This window comes from Actinomadura sp. CNU-125, from assembly GCF_001942465.1.
Lineage (GTDB): Bacteria > Actinomycetota > Actinomycetes > Streptosporangiales > Streptosporangiaceae > Spirillospora.
Genome location: NZ_MKJY01000568.1, coordinates 1 through 18,554, shown reverse-complemented (window position 1 = coordinate 18,554; position 18,554 = coordinate 1). Strand labels below are relative to the sequence as shown.

21 protein-coding genes, 1 tRNA gene and 3 pseudogenes are annotated in these 18,554 nt (G+C 72.2%); 13 read left to right on the top strand and 12 right to left on the bottom strand.

Annotated features, from left to right (window positions below; translation table 11 throughout):
* Positions 1-9: 9 nt before the first annotated feature.
* The 4 genes from BJF79_RS42760 to BJF79_RS42745 all read right to left on the bottom strand — a co-directional run bounded on the left by BJF79_RS42760 (position 10) and on the right by BJF79_RS42745 (position 3,572).
* Entirely contained in the window at positions 10-933 is a 924-nt protein-coding gene (locus tag BJF79_RS42760) for an anti-sigma factor RsbA family regulatory protein (protein ID WP_075906047.1), read from the bottom strand.
* Positions 933-1,844, bottom strand: coding sequence for an MEDS domain-containing protein (locus BJF79_RS42755; protein WP_075906045.1), 912 nt, complete (start codon positions 1,842-1,844; stop codon positions 933-935). Before BJF79_RS42755 ends, BJF79_RS42760 begins: the two co-directional genes overlap by 1 nt.
* Before the next feature lie 80 nt (positions 1,845-1,924).
* Positions 1,925-2,893 carry a sensor histidine kinase gene (locus BJF79_RS42750; protein ID WP_075906043.1) on the bottom strand — a complete coding sequence of 323 codons (969 nt, stop codon included), beginning with the start codon at positions 2,891-2,893 and terminating at the stop codon, positions 1,925-1,927.
* A gap of 79 nt (positions 2,894-2,972) precedes the next feature.
* Entirely contained in the window at positions 2,973-3,572 is a 600-nt protein-coding gene (locus BJF79_RS42745) for a TetR/AcrR family transcriptional regulator (protein WP_262403429.1), read from the bottom strand.
* A gap of 59 nt (positions 3,573-3,631) precedes the next feature.
* Between BJF79_RS42745 and BJF79_RS42740 the strand changes: the two genes are divergently transcribed.
* From BJF79_RS42740 to BJF79_RS42700, 8 genes are all read left to right on the top strand, one after another.
* The gene (locus BJF79_RS42740) at positions 3,632-5,143 is read left to right on the top strand and encodes an MFS transporter (protein ID WP_075906041.1); all 1,512 of its coding nucleotides are present in this window, start codon (positions 3,632-3,634) and stop codon (positions 5,141-5,143) included.
* 43 nt (positions 5,144-5,186) lie between these two features.
* Positions 5,187-5,271: transfer RNA gene (locus BJF79_RS42735), tRNA-Leu, on the top strand.
* Positions 5,272-5,502: 231 nt separating this feature from the next.
* Positions 5,503-6,696 carry a helix-turn-helix domain-containing protein gene (locus tag BJF79_RS42730; RefSeq protein WP_075906039.1) on the top strand — a complete coding sequence of 398 codons (1,194 nt, stop codon included), beginning with the start codon at positions 5,503-5,505 and terminating at the stop codon, positions 6,694-6,696.
* A 168-nt stretch (positions 6,697-6,864) separates the two neighbouring features.
* Complete coding sequence (locus tag BJF79_RS42725; protein ID WP_143220875.1) at positions 6,865-7,185, top strand: hypothetical protein; 321 nt, start codon at positions 6,865-6,867, stop codon at positions 7,183-7,185.
* Positions 7,182-7,580, top strand: coding sequence for a hypothetical protein (locus BJF79_RS42720; protein WP_075906035.1), 399 nt, complete (start codon positions 7,182-7,184; stop codon positions 7,578-7,580). Before BJF79_RS42725 ends, BJF79_RS42720 begins: the two co-directional genes overlap by 4 nt.
* A gap of 60 nt (positions 7,581-7,640) precedes the next feature.
* Complete coding sequence (locus BJF79_RS42715) at positions 7,641-8,477, top strand: hypothetical protein (RefSeq protein ID WP_075906033.1); 837 nt, start codon at positions 7,641-7,643, stop codon at positions 8,475-8,477.
* Positions 8,478-9,093: 616 nt separating this feature from the next.
* The gene (locus BJF79_RS56605) at positions 9,094-9,918 is read left to right on the top strand and encodes a hypothetical protein (protein ID WP_158079455.1); all 825 of its coding nucleotides are present in this window, start codon (positions 9,094-9,096) and stop codon (positions 9,916-9,918) included.
* A 200-nt stretch (positions 9,919-10,118) separates the two neighbouring features.
* The gene (locus tag BJF79_RS42700; RefSeq protein ID WP_143220874.1) at positions 10,119-10,328 is read left to right on the top strand and encodes a hypothetical protein; all 210 of its coding nucleotides are present in this window, start codon (positions 10,119-10,121) and stop codon (positions 10,326-10,328) included.
* 352 nt (positions 10,329-10,680) lie between these two features.
* On the opposite strand, the gene BJF79_RS42695 is transcribed toward BJF79_RS42700, so the two are convergent.
* Complete coding sequence (locus BJF79_RS42695; protein WP_075906025.1) at positions 10,681-11,304, bottom strand: TetR/AcrR family transcriptional regulator; 624 nt, start codon at positions 11,302-11,304, stop codon at positions 10,681-10,683.
* Between the two features lie 64 nt (positions 11,305-11,368).
* On the opposite strand from BJF79_RS42695, the gene BJF79_RS42690 reads away from it, so the two are divergent.
* Both BJF79_RS42690 and BJF79_RS64315 read left to right on the top strand, forming a co-directional pair.
* Entirely contained in the window at positions 11,369-11,824 is a 456-nt protein-coding gene (locus BJF79_RS42690) for a DUF998 domain-containing protein (protein WP_262403428.1), read from the top strand.
* Positions 11,821-11,967, top strand: coding sequence for a hypothetical protein (locus tag BJF79_RS64315; protein WP_262403427.1), 147 nt, complete (start codon positions 11,821-11,823; stop codon positions 11,965-11,967). Before BJF79_RS42690 ends, BJF79_RS64315 begins: the two co-directional genes overlap by 4 nt.
* 19 nt (positions 11,968-11,986) lie before the next feature.
* On the opposite strand, the gene bcp is transcribed toward BJF79_RS64315, so the two are convergent.
* On the bottom strand, positions 11,987-12,454 hold the full coding sequence (gene bcp / locus BJF79_RS42685; RefSeq protein ID WP_075906023.1) for a thioredoxin-dependent thiol peroxidase: 468 nt from the start codon (positions 12,452-12,454) through the stop codon (positions 11,987-11,989).
* 123 nt (positions 12,455-12,577) lie between these two features.
* Here bcp and BJF79_RS42680 point away from each other — a divergent pair, with 123 nt between their 5' ends.
* Entirely contained in the window at positions 12,578-12,886 is a 309-nt protein-coding gene (locus BJF79_RS42680) for a DUF3618 domain-containing protein (protein ID WP_075906021.1), read from the top strand.
* A gap of 50 nt (positions 12,887-12,936) precedes the next feature.
* On the opposite strand, the gene BJF79_RS64310 is transcribed toward BJF79_RS42680, so the two are convergent.
* From BJF79_RS64310 to BJF79_RS42660, 6 genes and pseudogenes are all read right to left on the bottom strand, one after another.
* Positions 12,937-13,101: a hypothetical protein gene (locus BJF79_RS64310; RefSeq protein WP_262403436.1), complete on the bottom strand. Its 165-nt coding sequence runs from the start codon at positions 13,099-13,101 to the stop codon at positions 12,937-12,939.
* Between the two features lie 133 nt (positions 13,102-13,234).
* Positions 13,235-14,080, bottom strand: a pseudogene (locus tag BJF79_RS42675) (glycoside hydrolase family 4); the annotation flags it as partial.
* Entirely contained in the window at positions 14,068-14,211 is a 144-nt protein-coding gene (locus BJF79_RS64305) for a hypothetical protein (protein ID WP_262403426.1), read from the bottom strand. The gene BJF79_RS64305 and the pseudogene BJF79_RS42675, both read right to left, overlap by 13 nt.
* A complete protein-coding gene (locus tag BJF79_RS42670; RefSeq protein WP_262403425.1) occupies positions 14,208-14,849 on the bottom strand; it encodes an SIMPL domain-containing protein in 642 nt (213 codons plus the stop codon). The genes BJF79_RS64305 and BJF79_RS42670 overlap by 4 nt, the downstream gene beginning before the upstream one ends.
* Positions 14,850-14,892: 43 nt before the next feature.
* Positions 14,893-16,076 (bottom strand): annotated as a pseudogene (locus BJF79_RS42665) (amino acid deaminase/aldolase).
* Between the two features lie 62 nt (positions 16,077-16,138).
* On the bottom strand, positions 16,139-17,071 hold the full coding sequence (locus BJF79_RS42660; protein ID WP_075906019.1) for an alpha/beta hydrolase family esterase: 933 nt from the start codon (positions 17,069-17,071) through the stop codon (positions 16,139-16,141).
* Positions 17,072-17,243: 172 nt separating this feature from the next.
* Between BJF79_RS42660 and purU the strand changes: the two genes are divergently transcribed.
* Both purU and BJF79_RS42650 read left to right on the top strand, forming a co-directional pair.
* Entirely contained in the window at positions 17,244-18,092 is an 849-nt protein-coding gene (purU, locus tag BJF79_RS42655) for a formyltetrahydrofolate deformylase (protein WP_410050216.1), read from the top strand.
* 113 nt (positions 18,093-18,205) lie between these two features.
* A pseudogene (locus tag BJF79_RS42650) lies at positions 18,206-18,554 on the top strand (hypothetical protein); the annotation flags it as partial.

The following is an 18,554-nucleotide window of genomic DNA, read 5'->3' as shown; positions in this document are numbered from 1 at the left end:
GGCGACGGGTCAGCGGCGGGTGCGGATTCGGACGAAGGTGCCGTCCCAGTCGGTTCGTAGCTCCATCAGGTCGACGAGCAGCCGGACGGTCCAGAGGCCGAAGCCCGACTGCAGTGCGGAGTCGGGCGGGATGAAGCCAGTGAGGGAGCTGGGGACGGGGCGCCAGCAGCCGTTGTCGCCGACCTCGCACACCAGGTCGTCGCCGTCGGCCCACACCTGGAGGCCCGCGGGCGGGGTGCCGTGCTGGAGGGCGTTCGCGGCGAGTTCGTTGACGGCGGTGACGAGGTTCAGCGTCTGCGTGCGGCCGAGGCCGTGGACGTCGGCGCGGTGCTCGACGAACGTCCGCATCGCGTGCAGGTCGGTGCCGTCGATGACCATCCGGTCGGCGTCGGCGGGACGGTCGAAGGCGCGGGCGCGGTCGCATTCGGCGCCGAACGGCTCGGGCGGCACGTACTGCCGGTTGGACGTCGAGCGGCCGTCGCGCACGATGATCGGGTGCGTGCGGCTGGCCTGCCGGACGACCTCGGCGGGCAGCGACGTCTCGTTGTATGGGCAGAGCGCGCGCGCGTCGGTGCCGCCGAACACGACGTTGATCAGCGATTCGTAGCGGATCCACTCGCGCGTCTGCCGCTCGTCCCAGCCGTCCCACACCGGTTCGGCGAGCGCGCACACGCTGCGCGGCGCGCTGTTCTTCACGATCTCCTGGTAGTCCCGCAGGGTGTGGACGGGATGTCGGTAGAACTTCGCGGAGTCCCGGAAGGCGATCGCGTCGCCGTGTTCGGCGAGCGTGTCGCGCAGGGCCGTCAGATGGGGTTCGCGCGCCACGGCGACGACCGTCTGCCCGGCCTCCAGTCCCGCCTCCAGGAACGGGACGGCGACCTTGAGGTAGTGCTCGGTGCCCGCGTACACGAACGCCCTGTGTTCAAGCGTCATCAGGCGAGGTCCTCCGTCTCGGTCCGGCGGCCGCGGGTCAGGCCCGGCAGCCGGTGCCAGCCGACCATCTCGATCACGTTCTCGACTTCGGGCTGGAGCCCGTCGAGGATCAGCTCGTCGTCGCCGTCGAGCGCGACGGCGTGCCGCACCAGCAGGTGCAGGCCGCGCAGGTCGATGAACCGCAGCCGGGACATGTCGAGGCGGACGCCGCGGCGCCGCCCGTCCGGGCCCCGGCTGACCAGCGACAGCTTCTCGTCGAACGCCGTGTGCCGCGCGGCGTCGAGCTCGCCTTCGATGCGCAGGCCGTCCGGTTCGAAGGTGCGGACGATCCGCAGCACGTTGTCCTCGTACTCGGGGTCGACCTCGACGAGCACCTCGTGGGTGTCGCGGAGCGCGGCGAGCTGCTCGGGCGGGCAGGCGTGCCGGTCGATCTGGCACACCGCCATCGCCCTGGTGCTGGGCGAGACGGCGTCGCCGACGCGGTGCTCGCAGCCGAGGACGCGCGGCAGGTCGGCGATGCCGGGATCGTTCAGCAGCCAGCTGTAGTCGGTGGTGAGCCGCATCGCGCGGAACACGTCGCCGTGGGTGTTCTCCATCTCGCGGGCGATCGTGTCGAGCAGCATCGTCGGCTCGAATCCGCCGCCGCGGTTCAGGCACGCGTCCCGCCGCGAGATCACGCGCAGCTGGCCGGTGCGCTGGACGGCCGCCACGTCGACGCCGTCGCCGAGGCCGGGCAGCCGGTCGGCGGGCGCGTCGGTGACGTACAGGACCTTCTCGTTCGTGGCCAGCCCCTCGCGCACGAACGTGCCGATGACCCGATCGCGCTCTTCGAAGCCGGTGTAGGCCAGCCAGCCGTGATCGCCCGGCCGGATGTCGCTCACGGGTCGCTTGGCGAACCAGGGTGTCTCCATGGCCTGCCCATCGGGGTCGTCGTGGATGCGTCCAGAGTACGCCGTCGGCGGCGGATTGGAAGCTCGATGCACGGACTCGATCACCCTCCGTCGCCGATTCCGGGAAGGTCCAGGCGCAGCCGCACGACCGTTCCGGCCGCGCCCGTCCGGATCTGGACGAGCGAGCACAGCAGCCGGACGGCCCACAGCCCGAACCGTCCGCTGGTGCCGGCCTCGGACCGCCGGGGCGGGACGAGCCCGAAGCCCGCGTCCGGCGGCCAGCGGCCCGCGTCGGACACCTCGCAGACGAACGCGGGGTCGCCGCCCGTCCCGTCCGTCCACATCCGCAGCATGATGGGGGGCGCGCCGTGCCGTTCGGCGTTCGTGACGAGTTCGGTGACGGCGACGAGCAGGCGCTGCAGGTCCTCGCCGGGGAGCGGGGTGCGGCGCGCGTACTCGGCGACGTAGGCGCGCAGCCAGTACAGGTCCGGACGGTCGATCTTCAGTTCGTCCGCGTGGACGGGCGGCGGCGGCAGCGGTTCGCGGTCGCACCCGGCGCTGAACGCGCGGGGGTCGACGAACCCGGGGTTGGGCACGGCCCGCGCGCCCCGGACGGTCTCGGGGTGCGTCCGGCGGCCCGCCGCGACGACGCCGGGCGGGAGCGTCGCGGCGTACGGGCACATGATCGCCGCGCCGGTCTCGCGGAACGCGATGTTCAGGATCGCCTCGACGCGCTGCCATTCGAGGACTTCCAGCGGCCCGCGGCGGGCCCACACGGGTTCGCCGAGGAGCCGCAGGCGGCGTCCCTCGCCGTTCATGGCCTCGGCGTCGCTGAGGCAGTCGGAGAGGGTCCGCGAGGGGTGCGCGTACCAGCGGGCCGCTTCGGTGAACTCGACGCGCGCGCCGTCGTGCCCGAGGGCGTCGCGCAGCAGGTGTTCGAGCCCGACCCCGCAGACGACCTGGACGCGGTCGCCCGCCGCCAGCCCTTCGCCGAGGAACGGGACGGCGCCGCCGAGGAACTCGTTCACCCCGTCGTACGGCAGTACGCGATGAGTGAAGGTCGCGCTCACGGCGCCCCCAGCGAGTCGTCGAACACGGCGTCACAGACCATTTCCAACATAAGACACCCGCCCGCCGCGCGCAGGCCCCCTATTTCAGATGACGCGGGGGAAAGAGGGCGAGGCGCATCGGCGGGACGTGCCGGGCGACGAATTCATCGGTCGGCATCGAGGCGATCGGATCGACGCCGAGGATGTAGCGGGCGAACACCACCCCGGCGAGCTGGGTGCCGAACGAGGCGGCGCGTCCGGCCGCGCCCGGCCCGCCGACGTGCGCCGCGATCCGTTCGATCATCTCGTGCCACACGACGTCCTTGAGCAGCCTGGACAGTTCCGGCTCCTGGACGGCCGTGCGCACCATCAGCGCGAGCTGCGGGCCGCCGACCGGGTCGTCCCAGGCGGCGAGCTGCGCCCGCAGGATCCGTTCGCACAGGCCGGCGGGGTCGCCGGGCAGTGCGCCCGCGAGCACCTCGGGCGGGTTGGCCAGCAGGCCGAGCACCGCGCCGAACAGGCCCTTCTTCGATCCGAAGAAGTAGCTGATCAGCGCGGCGTCGACGCCCGCCTCGGCGGCGACGGACCGCATCGTCACCTTGGCGTAGCCGTCGGCGAGGAACCGGCGGCGGGCCACCGCGAGGATCTCCTCCCGGGTGTCGGGGGAGCCGCGCCGCCGCCCCCGGGATTTATTCATCATGGTTGAAATATAGGTTCTCCGGGCGCGATGGTCGAGGCATCGCAACGAAGGAGACCGTGATGAGCGCCAAGGAACCGCACAGGGCCGTGCTGCCCGCCGTGATGCTCTCCCTCGCCACCGTCGTGTCGGCGGTGGCGTCCCTCAACACCGCCCTGCCGTCCCTGGCCCGCGACCTGCGCGCCACGCAGACCGAGCTGGCCTGGATCATCGACGCCTACGCGCTCGTCTTCGCGGCCCTGCTGCTGCTCGGCGGCGCCGTCGGCGACCGCTACGGACGCCGCCGCGTCCTCGCCGCCGGACTGCTGATCTTCGGCGCCGGCTCGGCCGCCGCCGCGTTCGCGAGCGACCCCGCCTGGCTCGTCGCGATGCGCGGCGTCCTCGGCGTCGGCGCCGCCCTGGTCATGCCCGCCACCCTCTCCACGATCACCTCGACCTTCCCCGCCCACCAGCGGGCCCGCGCGGTCGGGGCGTGGGCGGGCGTCGCGGGGGCCAGCGCGATCTTCGGGCTGCTGGTCTCCGGCAGCCTCCTGGAGGTCTGGTCGTGGGAGGCGGTGTTCTGGATGAACGTCGTGCTCGCCGCCGTCGCGCTCGCCGCGACCCTCGCCGTGGTCCCCGAATCGGCCGAACCGGACGCCCCGCGCCTCGACATCGCCGGAGCGCTGATCACCGTCGCGGGCCTCGGCGTCGGTGTCTACTCGATCATCGAGGCGCCGATGGAGGGCTGGACGAGCGCCCGCACCCTCGGCGGCTTCGCGCTCGCGATCGTCCTGCTCGCCGCGTTCGTCCGGTGGGAACTGCGCCGCCCGAACCCGCTCCTGGACCCCCGGCTGTTCCGCATCCCCGCGTTCTCCGCGGCCACCCTCTCGATCACCGTCCAGTTCTTCGCGTTCTTCGGGTTCGTCTTCATCGTCCTGCAGTACCTGCAGATCGTGCAGGGCAACGGCCCGCTGCTCGCCGCGGCGAGCCTGCTCCCGATGGCCGCCACGCTGATGCCGTCCGCCCGGGTCCTGGCGCCCCGCCTCGCCGCCCGGCTGGGCCACCGCCGGGTCGTCGTCACCGGCCTGATCCTGGTGAGCGCCGCCATGGCGACCCTCTCGTTCCTCGACGCCGACAGCTCGTACTGGCTCCTGCTCACCGCCCTGATCCCGCTCGGTGCCGGGATGGGCCTCGCGATGACCCCCGCGACCGCCGCGATCACCGACGCGCTCCCGCCCGCCAAGCAGGGCGTCGGCTCGGCCGTGAACGACCTCGCCCGCGAACTCGGCGGCGCGCTCGGCATCGCCGTCCTCGGCAGCGTCCTGCAGTCCGCCTACCGCGCCGACCTCGACCTCCCCGGCGTCCCCGCCCGCGTGGCCGAGCAGGCCGAGTCGTCCCCGGCGGTCGCCGCGCACCTCGGCCCCCGCATCGCCGAACAGGCCCACGACGCCTTCTCGACCGGCATCGGCACCGCGTTCGCCCTCTCCGCGATCACCGTCGCCGGCACCGCCGTCCTCGTCGCCGTCATGCTCCGCGGACGCCCCGCGCCCGCACCCGCCGAGCCCCGTGCGGCGGACAAGTCGATATCGGTCTGAACACCCGAACCGCTAAACTGAGCGCGCCCCCCAGCAGGGGCGCGCGGGCGTGGCGAAACCTGGCATACGCGACAGGTTTAGGTCCTGTTGGTGGAGACACCGTGGGGGTTCGAATCCCCCCGCCCGCACCGAGGAACCCTCCAGGAAGTAAACGCTGCCCGGTAGTCGGCCGGACGGGGAAACAGGGCCGCGATCCCGTGCGCGGAAAGCGGTGCCGTCCATCACCTGGAGTGGATGGACGAGGAAACGCGAGTTTCACGCGCGTAGCGCGGATCTACCCGGCGGCCGGAATGCGAACCCGGACGGGCGCCGCGCCGTAGCCTGAGGGTGCGGTGTCACCACCAGGAAGGGCGGGGCCTATGTCCACAGACGGTACCCCCGAGACCGTTGGTCAGCGGATCGCACGCACCCGCAAGCTGCGGGGTTTGACCCAGATCGGCCTTGCCCAGCGCGTCGCCTACAGCCGTTCGCATCTCGCCCAAGTGGAGACGGGACGCAAGGTGGCGACCCCCGCGTTCGTCACCGCGACCGCGGCGGCGCTGGGCGTGGACCCGGCCGAGCTCTACGGGCAGCCCTACCGCGGATGTTCGCGGGCCGACGATCAGGTCCACGCCTCGATTTCGGACCTGCGCCGCGCTATGGCCTACGTCGACGTCGGCCCGGAGTTCGACGCCCCGCCGCGCACGCTCGACCAGCTCGCGTCGGCCATCGACGACGCGCTGGCGCTACGCCACGCCGCGCGCCACCGGCAGCTTGCCGCGCGGCTACCGGCCATCATCGAAGAGCTGACCTGGTATGTGTACGAGGTCGGGGGCGCGCGCCCGTGGAGCTTGCTCAACCGGACGCACAACCTGGCCGCGTCCCTCACCCGCCGCCTGGGGTATAACGACCTTTCCGGGCAGATCATGGAGCGGGCGGCCGTGTCCGCCGCGCACTCACAGGACCCGCATCTACCGCTGATGATCTCGCACCGGCGCTCGCTGCTGATGATGGGCATCGCCGCCTACGGCCCCGCCATCCGGCTGCTCGACCAGTCGATCCGCAAGGTCGACAAGGTACGCCCGGACGCCGCCGAGGTTCTGGGCTCCCTGCACCTGCGCGCGGCCGTCGTGTCGGCCCGCGGGCGCAGAAGTACCGATGCGTGGGACCACTACGAGCAGGCGACCGAGGTCAGCCGCGCGGCCGGTAGCCCGGTGCTGGACGAGCACGGCACCGACTACAACCCGGGCAACCTCGCCATCCACGGTGCCGCTATCGCGCTCGAGCTCGGGGACTTGGACGAGGCCGCGCGGCGGGACGAGCGGATCCCCGCGCGAGTGCTGAACGGTATGGCGGCCGAACGTCGTGCGCATCACCAGATCGACATGGCCCGGGTCCGAGTGGAACTCGGCGACTACGGTCGGGCGCTATCGCGGGTGCTGGCAGCCGAGCGGTGCGCACCCCAGATGACGCGGTTCCATCCATCGGCACGGGCCGTCGCGGTGCACCTCGCGGACGCCCGGCGCACCGTCCCCGAACCTTTGCGAGGACTGCTCAACCGCATGTGCGTCTAATCGCGCGCGTAGGCGCTCGGACGGCTCCGGCGCAACACCTTCGATGTTCCGAACTTGGAACATTGGGCGGAACCACGGCCGCGATCGTTGAGGTCGACAAGGCGGCTCCGGCCCACTGCGGGAACAGTGGGGGAACCCGGAGCCTTGGCCGGAAGGTGGTTCCGACCCATGACGAATCGTACGACTCCGCAGCAATGCCTCGCAGCACTCGCGGCGCAGCTGTCCGCCAGGCGGCTTGAGGTCGAGCTGACCGCGCGCGGTTTGCGCGTGGACGACCCGCAGATTCCCGGCTGGTGCCCTGACGCGAGCCCGGCGACCGTCACCGTCACCTGCCGCGAGCGCAACGACGATGGTGGCCGGATGTGGTTCTTCGGCCCCGGCCACGAGCCGATCGCCGAGGTCGACCAGATCATGAACGCCGTGGCGTGGATTCTCGGCCGCCTGGTGGCCGGCCGGGAACCCCAGGAAGCCGGGGAGGTTTCGCGGTGACGGCGGCGCGAGCGGCCGTCGAAGCCGATCCCGGCCGCGTGGCGGCCGAAGTGGCGCGCCGGTTCCCCGGGACGTCGGCATGGCTGGGCGGGTCTACCGGTCGCTGGTGGGCGCTCGCACGCGACCGGACGGGGGCCGACCGTCTCGTCGAGGCGTCGACGCCCGGCGAACTGGTCCGCCGCCTGGACGGCCTGGGTGTGCGGCCCGCCGTGCCGATGCCCGCGCCGAGGTACACGCGCGTCCGGCCCGCCGCCGTGCCGGACGCGACCGTCCCTGACCTTGCGCGTGTCGTCCAGCCGACCGCGGCACCCGTTCGTCCCCTGAGGGAACGGCACCGCCGCGCGCCGCGCCGGGGATGGCTGCGCACCGTGTTCGGCGGCCTCGCCGCCTCTTGACCTGCCCCGTTCTCCGTGGCCGTCGTCCGGCGGCCACGGCCGCAACCCCCGTGAGGAGAGATGGAGAGCATCGAGATGTTCGGGCGGGACGCACAGCTGCACGCCGCGCTCCGCCGGTGCGCGCCCCAGATGACGGTGTCCCTCGACCGGGACGTCAGGGACTTGCCGCACGTGCGCGTCGCCTACCGCGAACTGGGACCCTGGTTCGTTTCCTGGGACGGCCAGACCTACCGGTGGCGAACGGGGCCGGTCGCGGGACGGTGGTTGCCCATCGACGCCGAGGAAGCCGCAGTCAAGATTGCCCGCCGAATGGGCGCGGCCGTCAAGTCGTCGCAGCCGCAGGACTGCTCGTGCGAGGCAATGAATGCCCTGCCGGACCGCTGGTGGGTGAGCCTTCCGGTGCTCAGTGACGCCTTCCAGGTCGAGATGGTTCGAGGCGATGGCGAGCGTGGTCTGTGGTGGGGCAACCAAGTCGTCGGCCGCGCACTGCGGCGGGAACATGGGCGATGGGCGGTCGTCGGACGTGACGACGTCCCACTTCCGAACGGCGCGGGAACCGGAGGCCGGTATCCGACGGCTGAGGCTGCGCTCGTCCGTGCGCGGGACGCCTGGAGGCAGCGAGCCGTCACCGTATCCGACGATCTCGGCGAGGACTACTGGGTTGAGCCCCGGCCCGTGGCGGGCGTGGACTCGTTGTGGCTGGGGCGCATTCACCTCGGCTACGTTCGCCAGTCGCGCGACGGCGCTTGGGAGGCGTTCACCACCAACGACGAACGCCTCACGTTCGATCGCGGGGAGGACGGCTTCCCCACCCGCGAACAGGCGCTGCTGGCCGTGCGTGGCGCGTGGCGTACCCACCTGCGCCGCATCCTGCGCGTCACCGACCGGCCCCGCTGACGAGACCTCAGGCCCCGCGCCTGGAGCCGCGAGCGCGGACGAACCGTGCTTGAACCATCACAAGGAGGAAGTCCATGACCCTCATCGTCGAATCGGCGGTCACGACCGCCGTATCCCGCAGTCCCCGGGAGTTGCTCGACCACGCCCCGGGCCTGTTCGACAAGCTCGCCGCCTACGTCGCCAAGGACCGTCAGGTCACCCTGCCCTATGCCGAGCAGGTGATGGAGCAGACCCTCATCTGGCTCCAGGCGTGCGCCGACAACCCGACCCTGCGGGTCGGGATGACCGAGGCGGTCGACCACGGCTGGCACGCCTTCCTGCTGCATTCTCAGGACTACGCCGAGTTCTGCGACCGGGCGTTCGGCGGGTACCTGCACCACGTCCCGCCCGCGCCCGGCCAGAGCATGGCCCCCGAGGAGATCGAGGCGACCCTGCCCACCCTGGAGGCCACCGGCTACCCGGTCGACCCGGTGTTCTGGAACGGCCCCGGCTACGGCTGCTGCCCGCCCGACCCCTGCATGCGCGCGATGCCCGCGGGCAAGTGCACCGGCACGAACGCACCGCCCCCCGTGACGTCCGGGGCGCGCGGGACTGATCACCTGGCAGGCTCTCACCCATGGCCGAGTTCACTCGCACCGCACGCGTCGACTGGGAGGGCCTGCCGTCCGGCCTGCGTGAAGCCGTGGTCGAGCGGATCGGTTCCCCGGCCAAGGTGGAGACGATCGACGAAGGGCGCCGGACGCCGCTCGTCGCCGCGTTCACCACCGGGTCGGGGGACCGGCTGTTTGTCAAGGCCGCACCGGACGGCACCCGCGCCGGGGTGCAACTCGCCCGCGAACAGGCTGTCGCGCCGTACGTAACCGCCGTCGCGCCCGAACTGCTGGACGCCGTGCAAGCGGACGGGTGGCGGCTGCTGGCGTTCGAGTGGGTCGACGGGACGCGGGCGAACTACATGATCGGCTCGCCCGACATCCCGCTGTTGCTGGAAACACTTGACGGCCTCGACCGGCTTGCGTGCCCGGAGGACGTGCCGCTGATCCCATTCGAGAAGCGTTGGTCGAGTTATGCCCCTGCCGGCCGGGAGCTGGATCGGTTGGCCGGTCCGACGGTGCTGCACACCGACGTCAACCCGACCAATGTGCGGGTCGGGCCATCGGCGGTGCTCGTTGACTGGGCGGCGGCCAGCCGAGGCGCCCGGTTCGTCAACGCGTGCGACTTCGTCGTCTGCCTGATCGCCTCCGGGCACAAGGCGCGTGACGCCGAGGCGATCGGCTCTGAGCTGGGGGCCTGGTGCGACGCGGATCCGCTCGACGTTGATTACTACGCCCGCACTGTCTCTACCGCCTGGCTCCATGCCTTCTGGAACCTGACCAACCCCTGGGCCAAGGCGGTGTTGCGGGCCTCGCAGTGCTGGGTCATGCACCGCTACGACCAGGGGTGACTCCCTCGGGTGGACCTTCGGGTCGCGGCGGGGTCGTGAGGAAGGGGGCGAGGAGGCCTGGGGCGGCTTGGGCGGCGAAGGCCAGGGCCGCGTCCCGGCCGATGTCGGGAGTGGCGTAGCCGCCCTCGCCCGCCGCGGTCATCGTCGAGACGCTCCGCAGGCCGAGGCGGCGTTGCAGCACCGACTCCCGGATCACGATCGTGCTGACGGCGGACCGTCGCAGGGCCGTGGTGGAGCAGGTGCCGCAGCGCACGTGCGTCCGCGACGGAGACCGCGTCGAGTGCCAAGGCGGACTGCTGCCCGGCGCGATCTTCACCACGCGCAGGCTGGCGAGCCGGTGGCGCAGCCGGGCTTCGGCGTCGACGCTGCGGACGCGGTCGCGCCGGATCGAGCGACGACACCGGTCCTGAGCTCGATGTGCGACGGGTGATCCGGTAGCGGGTGAACGTCCAGCGCAGCGCGTCGGCGCCCGCGCCGATCAGGCCGAACGCGGCGATGCCGAACAGGGGCCACGTCCCGCCCGAGCCGGGGTCGACGCCGAACGCCCGGACGGAGATCGCGGTGGGCAGGAGCGACAGTACGTTCCGCGCGGACCCACGTCATCCGGACGTGCAGCCGCCGCCACCTCTGATCGGACGCGGTCATGTGGCGTCGTCCGGGGTGGCCTGGGCGATCCGCGTGAGCCGTTCGGCGACGCGGGCGGCGGTCGCCCGGTTCAGGCCGCCGAGCCCGCGACGAGCGCGATCGGCGCCGGCTCGTCCGTCATGGTCCGCTGCGGATCGCGTGGTCGATGAAGTCGAGCAGCACGGCGGTCTGGCCCGGCAGGTCGACGCCGTCGTCGTACGCCCAGGCGCCGAGGACGCCGTCGGCGCTGCGCAGGATGATGGTCGCGACCCCGCGCGGGTCGAACTCGCGGAACTCGCCGTCCCGCTGGCCCCGGGCGAGGATCTCGGTGAGCCCGTCGACCTCTTCGGCGAGATCGTCGGAGTAGGCGGGCGTTCCGTCCGGGTTCCGGTGGCCGGCCACGATCTCGCTCATGGCCAGGAACTCGGTGCGGTGTGCGCCGAAGTACTCCAGTTGGGCCCCGATCCATGCCCGTATCTGGCCCGTGGCCGTCGCTTCGGTCTCGATCCGGGCCTGCATGTGCTGCCAGGCCCGCTCGAACAGTTGCGTCGTGACCAGGCGCAGGATCTCGTCCTTGCCGCTGAAGTGGTAGGTGATCACGCTTTTGCTGATGCCGGCCTTCTCGGCGATGCGCGACAGGGACGTGTTCGCGTAGCCGACCTCGGCGGTCACCTGGGCGGCCGCCTTCGTGATCTGCTCGCGCCGGGCCTCTTCGATGAACGACCGCCGCTTCCGCTCGCCCGGTTCGGCATTTGAACCCATGGACTGATTCTAGTCCGATCGGCCTAGAATTCACACGCATGGACGAAAACCTGCGGGAGGCGACGTGACGGCGGCGTTGTGGACGGGCGCGGCGGGCACGTGGGGGTTCGTCGCGACGTTCCTCCTGGACGGCTGGACGCGCCCGGGCTACCGGCCGGTGCGGCACCCGGTCAGCGCGCTGGCGCTGGGCCCGCGCGGATGGCTGCAGACCGCGAACTTCGTGGTGTGCGGCGCGGCGATCGCGGTGGGCGCGGTCGCCGTCGGGGACGCGCTGGACGGTGCCGTCCTCGCGGGCGCGATCGCGGTGTTCGGCGCCTCGCTCGTGGCGTCCGGCGTCTTCCCCATGGACGCCATGCGCGGCTATCCCCCGGGGACCCCGGACGGGACGCCGGACGACACGTCCGTGCGCCACCGGCTGCACGACTGGGCGGGCGCGGTGGTGTTCGGCTCCCTGCCGGTCGCGCCGTCGTCGCGGCGTTCGTCCTGCCGGGCGCCGCCTGGAAGTGGTACTCGGGCGTGACGGCCGCGCTCCTCGCCGCCGGGTTCGTGGCGTTCGGGCAGGCGTGGGAGACCGACTCGGCGCGCGCGGGCCTCGTGCAGCGCGCGACGATCATCGTCGGGTGGTTCTGGCTGGGACTGCTGTTCGCCTACGCGGCGACCTAGCCGGGAGCCGTCCGGCGGGTCAGACCTTCAGGTCGCGGCGGAGGCGTTCCACGTGGCCGGTGGCCTTCACGTTGTAGTACGCCTGCTCGATCTTGCCTTCGGCGTCGATGACGAACGTCGAGCGGATCACGCCGACGACGACCTTGCCGTACAGCTTCTTCTCGCCGTAGGCGCCGTACGCCTTCAGGACCTCGTTCTCCGGGTCGGAGAGCAGCGGGAACGTCAGGCCCTCCTTCTCGCGGAACTTCGCGAGCTTGGCGGGCTTGTCGGGGGAGACGCCGACGACGGTGACGCCCGCGGGTTCGAGTTCTCCGAGGCTGCCCTGGAAGTCGACGGACTCCTTCGTGCAGCCGGGCGTCATCGCGGCGGGGTAGAAGTAGAGGATCACGCGCTTGCCGCGCAGCGACGCCAGCGACACCGGGTTCTCGTCGGCGTCGGGGAGCTCGAAATCGGGGGCGACGTCCCCCGGCTGCAGCCGCTCGGACACGTGTTCCGCCTTTCGCTCGGGAAATGCCTCCAACCGTACCGGGTGGGTGTGTCGGGCGTTCGAGGGCGAGACCTGCAAGACTGTTCGGATCATGCGTCGACCGACACGGTGAGGACACACGGCATGGCTGACAGGAGCCGCGACCCGGAGGCGGTGGAGCGGGAGATCGAGCGCACCCGTGCGGAGCTCGCGCAGAACATCGACGCGCTCGCGGACCGGCTCAACCCCAGGAACGTCGCGCAGCGGGGGACCGAGCGGCTGAAGGAGGAGGCCGGGATCGTCGCGCAGGCGATGGGCTCGCTCGTCCGTCCCGCCGAGGGCGAGGACGGCGAACCGGGGCAGATCGACCAGCGTGTCGTGCTGGCCGGGGTCGGTGCGGCGGTCGCGCTGACCGCGTTCGTCCTGTGGCGCCGGAGCCGCAAGCGCCGGTGATCTCCGATCCCCCCGAGGCGCCGGTCCGCATCCCGCGGCCGGCGCCTTTCTCAGAACTGGGGAAGGTGCTCGCGGTGCGCGGCCAGCCCCTCGTCGAGGATCCGCTCCGCCGTGTGCTTGGACCGGACGAACGGGTGCGCCATGAGGGCCTGCAAGGCGGTGCGGCGGTCGCCGGTGACGGACGCGTCGGACGCGAGCCGCTCGTAGGCGTGGATCGCCTGCGTGAGGCCCCGGACGGCGCGGGCAGCGCGCCCATCGTGAGCGGGACGGGCCCGGACCGGCCGACGATCGCGGGGACTCGACGATCGCGTCGTCGTCGAGGGAGGCGATCGCGCCGTTGTTGCGGGTGTTGACGATCGTGCGGCGGCCCTCGTCGCGGTGCAGGGCGCAGATGACGTCGACGGCGAACTCGCCGTGTTCGCCGCCGCCGCGCTCGCGGGACGGGTCGGGGTCGGCCGCGCGGGATTCGGCGGCGACCTGCGCGCGGTAGGCGGGGAGCATCGCGAGGATGTCCTGCGCGCGGGTGGTGCCCTTGTCGCGGAGTTCGCGGACGACGTCGTCGTGGAAGAAGTAGTACTTCGCGTAGGAGTTCGGGAGGAAGCCGAAGCTTTTCGCGAGCTCCGCCATCCGGGACGGGTCGCGCCACGGCGTGGCCCCGCCTCCGGGGATCTCCAGGTCGTCGAGGAGGGACGGCACGTCGAGTTCGGCACCGTCGAGGCGGAGGCGCGACGCCCACGTCGCGTGGTTCAGCCCGATCCAGTCGGCTTCGAGGCGGTCGGTGGGCAGGCCGAGGAGGCCGGCCCACATCTCGGTGTCGCCGACGAACTGGTCGCACAGGCCGATGATGCGGGCGCCGGTGTTCCGGACGACGGCGTCGGTGACGATGTTCGTCGGGTTCGTGTAGTTGACGATCCACGCGTCCGGCGGTGCGGCGGCGGCGATGTCCAGCAGGACCGGCACGGAGCGCAGCGCCATCAGGAACCCGCCGGGCCCGGCGGTCTCCTGGCCGACGACGCCGTGCTTCAGCGGGATCGACTCGTCGAGGTGCCGGGCGGCGAGCCCGCCGGGACGGAACGTCGTGAAGACGTACGAGGCGCCGTCGAGGGCCGCTTTCAGGTCGGTGTGCGAGGTGACGGTGAAGGACGCGCCGCGCGCGGCGAACATGGCGCGGGCGAGGCGCGTCATGACGTCCAGTTGCGCGGCGTCGATGTCGTGGCAGGCGAGTTCGGTGCCCGCGAGGTCGTCGCGCGGTGCAGCAGGCCGCGGACGACGCCGGGCATGTAGCCGCTGCCCGCGCCGATGATGGCGATCTTCACGTGCGTCACGCGTCCAGGTCGGGGGCGGTGGCGGTGAAGCGGGCCTCCACGGCGGCGCGGACGGTCCGCAGCGCGGGTTCGAGGTCGATCGGCTCGGGTTCGCCGCCGGACTCGGCCGCCCCGTACGCGGCGGCCAGCCGGACCGGGACGGGCTCGTCGGTGCGGCCGAGGCCCTCGTCGGACAGTTCGACCAGGCCGGTGAGGCGGGCGCCGAGGGCTTCGGCGTAGCTGCGGGCGCGGGCGACGGCCTCCTGCGCGGCCTGCCGCGCGGCGCGCGCGTAGACGTCGCTGCCCGGCCGCAGGTCCCACTCGGGGCCGTGCACGGAGGTGCGTTCGAGGTCGCCGAGGCGGGTGACGAGTTCGCCGAGGACCGCGAAGTCGCCGATCACGGGCCTGATCCACACGGTGCCCTGGTAGGCTCGGATGTCGCCTTCGCGGCGCCGGTACTTCAGCAGCGGGGTGATCGACAGGCCGCCGGTGTCGAGCCGTTCGACGGCGTGGCCGTAGGAGCGGATCAGCTCCAGGCAGCGTTCGTTGCGTTCGACGAGCGCGTCGAGCGCGGCGGCGGTCGCTCTCCTGCGACTGGACGTGCACCGACAGCCGGGCGATCTCGGGTTCGACCTCCAGCACCGCCTCGCCGCGCACACTGATGACGGGTGCGTCGCTCATACCCGCCAACCTAACCGGTTCTCAGAGGAACGTGCGGCCCTCGCCCCGGTAGGTCGGGACGGTGCGGACGAACCGGTCGCCGTCGATCAGGTGCACCGCGTCGAACCGTTCGCACAGTTCCCCGGCCTTGGTGTGCCGGAACCAGACGCGGTCGCCGATGGCCAGCCCGTCGGCGGCGCCGCCGAGCAGCGGCGTCTGCACCTCCCCGGCGCCCTCGTTGGCGTCGTAGCTCAGGCCGGTCGGCAGGTAGGGGGCGGGCAGCCGGATCGCGTCGCCGGGCCCGGACGCCAGGTAGCCGCCGCCGAGGCAGGTGGCGACGCCGGGGCCGGGGCGCCGCACCACGGGCAGGGCGAACAGCGCGGCGGGCCGTCCGGTGAAGTTGGAGTACTGGTCGAACAGGTGCGGGTGGTACAGCCCGGATCCGGCGGCGACCTCGGTGACGGCGCGTTCGGCGACGGTCTTCTCGACGCTGCCGGTCCCGCCGCCGTTGACGAACTCCAGGTCGGTGAGGTTGCGGACGGCGCGGACGATCGCCGCGCGGCGCCGCGCGAGCTCCAGCCGGGACCGCTGCTGCATGGCGGTGATGACGCGGCCGAGCGCGGGGCGCCGGGCGGCCGGGTCGCCGACGCCGCGATCTGCGACTCGTAGGCCATCAGCCCGACGAGGTCGAGGCCGGGGCGCTTGAGGATCTGCTCGGCGAACGCGGCGACGTCGGCGGCGGTGCGCAGCGGGGAGCGCAGCGCGCCGATCCGGACCCGCCCGCCGAGCGGACGGTACGACGCGTCGATGTCGACGCAGACGCGGATCCGGCGGTCGCCCGCGGCCTGCTCGATCATGTCGAGGTGCTCGGGGCAGTCGACCATGAGCGTGACGGTGCGTGCGGCGGTGTCGCTCGCGGCGAGTTCGGCGATCGCGGTGCGGTCGGCGGTGGGGTAGGCGACGAGGATGTCGTCGCAGACGCCTTCGGCGGCGAGCCACAGCGCCTCGGGGAGTGTGAACGCCATGACACCGGCGAAGCCGTCCGTCGCGAGGACGTCCTCCAGGAGGGCGCGGCAGCGGACCGACTTGCTCGCCACCCGGATCGGTTTCCCGGCGGCGCGGCGGACGAGGTCGGCGGCGTTGGCGCGCAAGGCCGCGAGGTCGACGACGGCGAACGGCGCCTCGAACCCGGCCGTCGCGGTGTCATAGCGGTCCCGGAGGTTCATACTGCCCATACTGCCGCATCGGCGACGAATGTGAAAACCTCTCACGTCCGTTTCGGGACCGGTCAGCCCTTGCGCGGATGGTCCGCGAAGAACTCCCACAGCCGCTCGCTCGCGCCGGACGGCCACTCGTGCTTCCCGCCGGCGATCGTGCAGAACGCGACGGCGAACCCGTCGCTCCCCTTGCCGGTGCTCTTGCAGTTCCCGTTCTCGCCGAGGCCCGGGACGTCCTCGCGCAACTCGGGCAGCCCGGCGACGTTCCGCCAGAAGTCGACCGCCTTCGACACCGGCGGGAACGGCCGCTTGTCGTTGAAGTCGCGGTCGCCGCCGCCCTCGAACGGGACGTTGGAGTCCGCGGTCCCGTGCACGATCATCGCCGACACCGGCTTTTTCGGATCGCACTCGGTGACGAGCGCCCCCTCGACCGCGCCGATCCCCGCGACCATGTCCGGCTTGCGGCACGCGAACTTGTACGCCATCCCGGCGCCGTTGGAGAAACCGGTCACGAACACCCGGTCCGGGTCGGCGAGGCCCGCATCCGTCAGCTTGATGATCAGCTCCGCCAGGAACTCGACGTCGTCTATCCCGCCAATCTTCGCGGCGCCGCAGCAGTCGCCCGCGTTCCACGTGGTCATGAACCCGTTGGGGTAGGCGACGAGGAACCCCTCGTCGTCGGCGAGGTCGCTGAAGCCCGTCCGTTCCTCGGCCCGGTTCATGTCCGCCAGCCCGCCGTGCAGGGCGAGGACGAGCGCGGGCGGCTCGGCCGGCCTGCCGTCCTGCCACTCGCCCTCGGCGACCTTCGGCGGGACGTGCAGCAGGTACTCGCGGTGCCCGAACGCGTCGACCTTGAGCTTCTGCTTGTGCGTGCCCGCGCCGGTCGGGACGCCGTCCACCTTCGCCGGACGCCCGTCCCCGCCCGGGGCGCCGCCGCCTCCGTCGTCCGAGCAGCCGGCCAGGAGAAGGGAGACCGCCGCCGCCACGAGCAGGATTCGCCGCATGGGAGGCAAAGTAACCCCAAATCGCGGCAATAAACTACTCGCTGGTAGTCACACTCCGCCCGGAACGGCCGGACGCGTCCCCGACCTGCGGGTATCGCGTCCGGCGGGGGCCCGCCGCGGCGTAAGCTCGGGGACCGGAAAAGCAGACCGCGGCGAGAGAGACCGATAGATCGTGAAGCAATACGTCCTGACCCTGTCGTGCCCCGACCGGCCCGGAATCGTCGCCGCGGTGTCCGGGCTGCTCGCCGAGCGCGGGTGCAACATCGTGGAGAGCCAGCAGTTCGGCGACCCCGAGCGGGGCACGTTCTTCATGCGGGTCCAGTTCGCGGCCCTCGCCGACACCGACGCCGACGAGCTGCGCGGCGCGTTCGCGTCGCTGGTGCCCGAGCTGGGCCTGGACTGGCGGCTGCACGACCTCGCCGAGCGGCCGCGCGTGCTGATCATGGTGTCGAAGGGCGGGCACTGCCTCAACGACCTGCTGTACCGGCACCGGTCCGGGCTGCTGGACATCGACGTCGTCGCGGTCGCCTCCAACCACCCCGACCTGCGGCCGCTCACCCAGTCGTACGGGATCGACTACCACCACCTGCCCGCCGGGTCCGGGGGCAAGCCCGCGCAGGAGGCCGAGATCCTCGCCCTGGTCGAGCACTACCGCGCCGACCTGGTCGTCCTCGCCCGCTACATGCAGATCCTGTCCGACGACTTCTGCGCCAAGCTGCCCGGCCAGATCATCAACATCCACCACTCGTTCCTGCCGAGCTTCAAGGGCGCCCGTCCCTACCACCAGGCGCACGCGCGCGGCGTCAAGGTGATCGGCGCGACCGCCCACTACGTCACCGCCGACCTGGACGAGGGCCCGATCATCGAGCAGGAGGTCGCGCGCGTCGACCACACCCACAGCCCCGAGGAACTCGTCGCCGTGGGACGCGACGTCGAGTGCCTCGCGCTCGCCCGGGCCGTCCGGTGGCATTCGGAGCACCGCGTCCTGCTCAACGGCGACCGGACGGTCATCTTCCGCTGAAGCTCGTGCAGTGATCTTCCCTGACGTGTGCAATGTCGGCATGGCGTGTTTCACTCCCCGTGTCGATCATTCACAGTGAGTAGGGAAGTCCGACGTGGCTCACGGGGGTGGGTATGACCGAGACGCTGGTCAAGGACCTGATTCGGGAAGCTCAGAACGAGAGGCGGGCACGGCGGCTGGCGGTCCGCGAGTTCCGGCCGCGCCGCGCGGCCGCGGGACTGACCGCCGCGCTGCTGCTCACCGCGCTCGGCGGCATCGCCGCCGTCGAACTGCTCGCGGCGGCGCTCGGCTCCGGCGTGCATCCGATCCCCGGCGCGGGCCGCGTCGTGGACGGGCTGCACCGGCTGCCGTGGCGCGACCCCGCCGTGACGGCCGGGCCGCCGCGACCGCCGCGCACGGGTTCGCGCTCGTCCTCGCCGCGCTGCCGGGGCGGCTGCGCGCTCGTCCCGCTGGGCGGCACCG

What these genes read in the sequence shown, in the direction of transcription:
- BJF79_RS42695 (WP_075906025.1), bottom strand. Translation starts at nt 11,304, where the DNA reads ATGGGTTCAAATGCCGAACCGGGCGAGCGGAAGCGGCGGTCGTTCATC.
- BJF79_RS42680 (WP_075906021.1), top strand. Translation starts at nt 12,578, where the DNA reads ATGGCTGACAGGAGCCGCGACCCGGAGGCGGTGGAGCGGGAGATCGAG.
- BJF79_RS42755 (WP_075906045.1), bottom strand. Translation starts at nt 1,844, where the DNA reads ATGGAGACACCCTGGTTCGCCAAGCGACCCGTGAGCGACATCCGGCCG.
- BJF79_RS42660 (WP_075906019.1), bottom strand. Translation starts at nt 17,071, where the DNA reads ATGCGGCGAATCCTGCTCGTGGCGGCGGCGGTCTCCCTTCTCCTGGCC.
- BJF79_RS56605 (WP_158079455.1), top strand. Translation starts at nt 9,094, where the DNA reads ATGGCCGAGTTCACTCGCACCGCACGCGTCGACTGGGAGGGCCTGCCG.
- BJF79_RS42715 (WP_075906033.1), top strand. Translation starts at nt 7,641, where the DNA reads ATGGAGAGCATCGAGATGTTCGGGCGGGACGCACAGCTGCACGCCGCG.
- BJF79_RS42760 (WP_075906047.1), bottom strand. Translation starts at nt 933, where the DNA reads ATGACGCTTGAACACAGGGCGTTCGTGTACGCGGGCACCGAGCACTAC.
- BJF79_RS42740 (WP_075906041.1), top strand. Translation starts at nt 3,632, where the DNA reads ATGAGCGCCAAGGAACCGCACAGGGCCGTGCTGCCCGCCGTGATGCTC.
- BJF79_RS42730 (WP_075906039.1), top strand. Translation starts at nt 5,503, where the DNA reads ATGTCCACAGACGGTACCCCCGAGACCGTTGGTCAGCGGATCGCACGC.
- BJF79_RS42745 (WP_262403429.1), bottom strand. Translation starts at nt 3,572, where the DNA reads ATGATGAATAAATCCCGGGGGCGGCGGCGCGGCTCCCCCGACACCCGG.
- BJF79_RS42725 (WP_143220875.1), top strand. Translation starts at nt 6,865, where the DNA reads ATGACGAATCGTACGACTCCGCAGCAATGCCTCGCAGCACTCGCGGCG.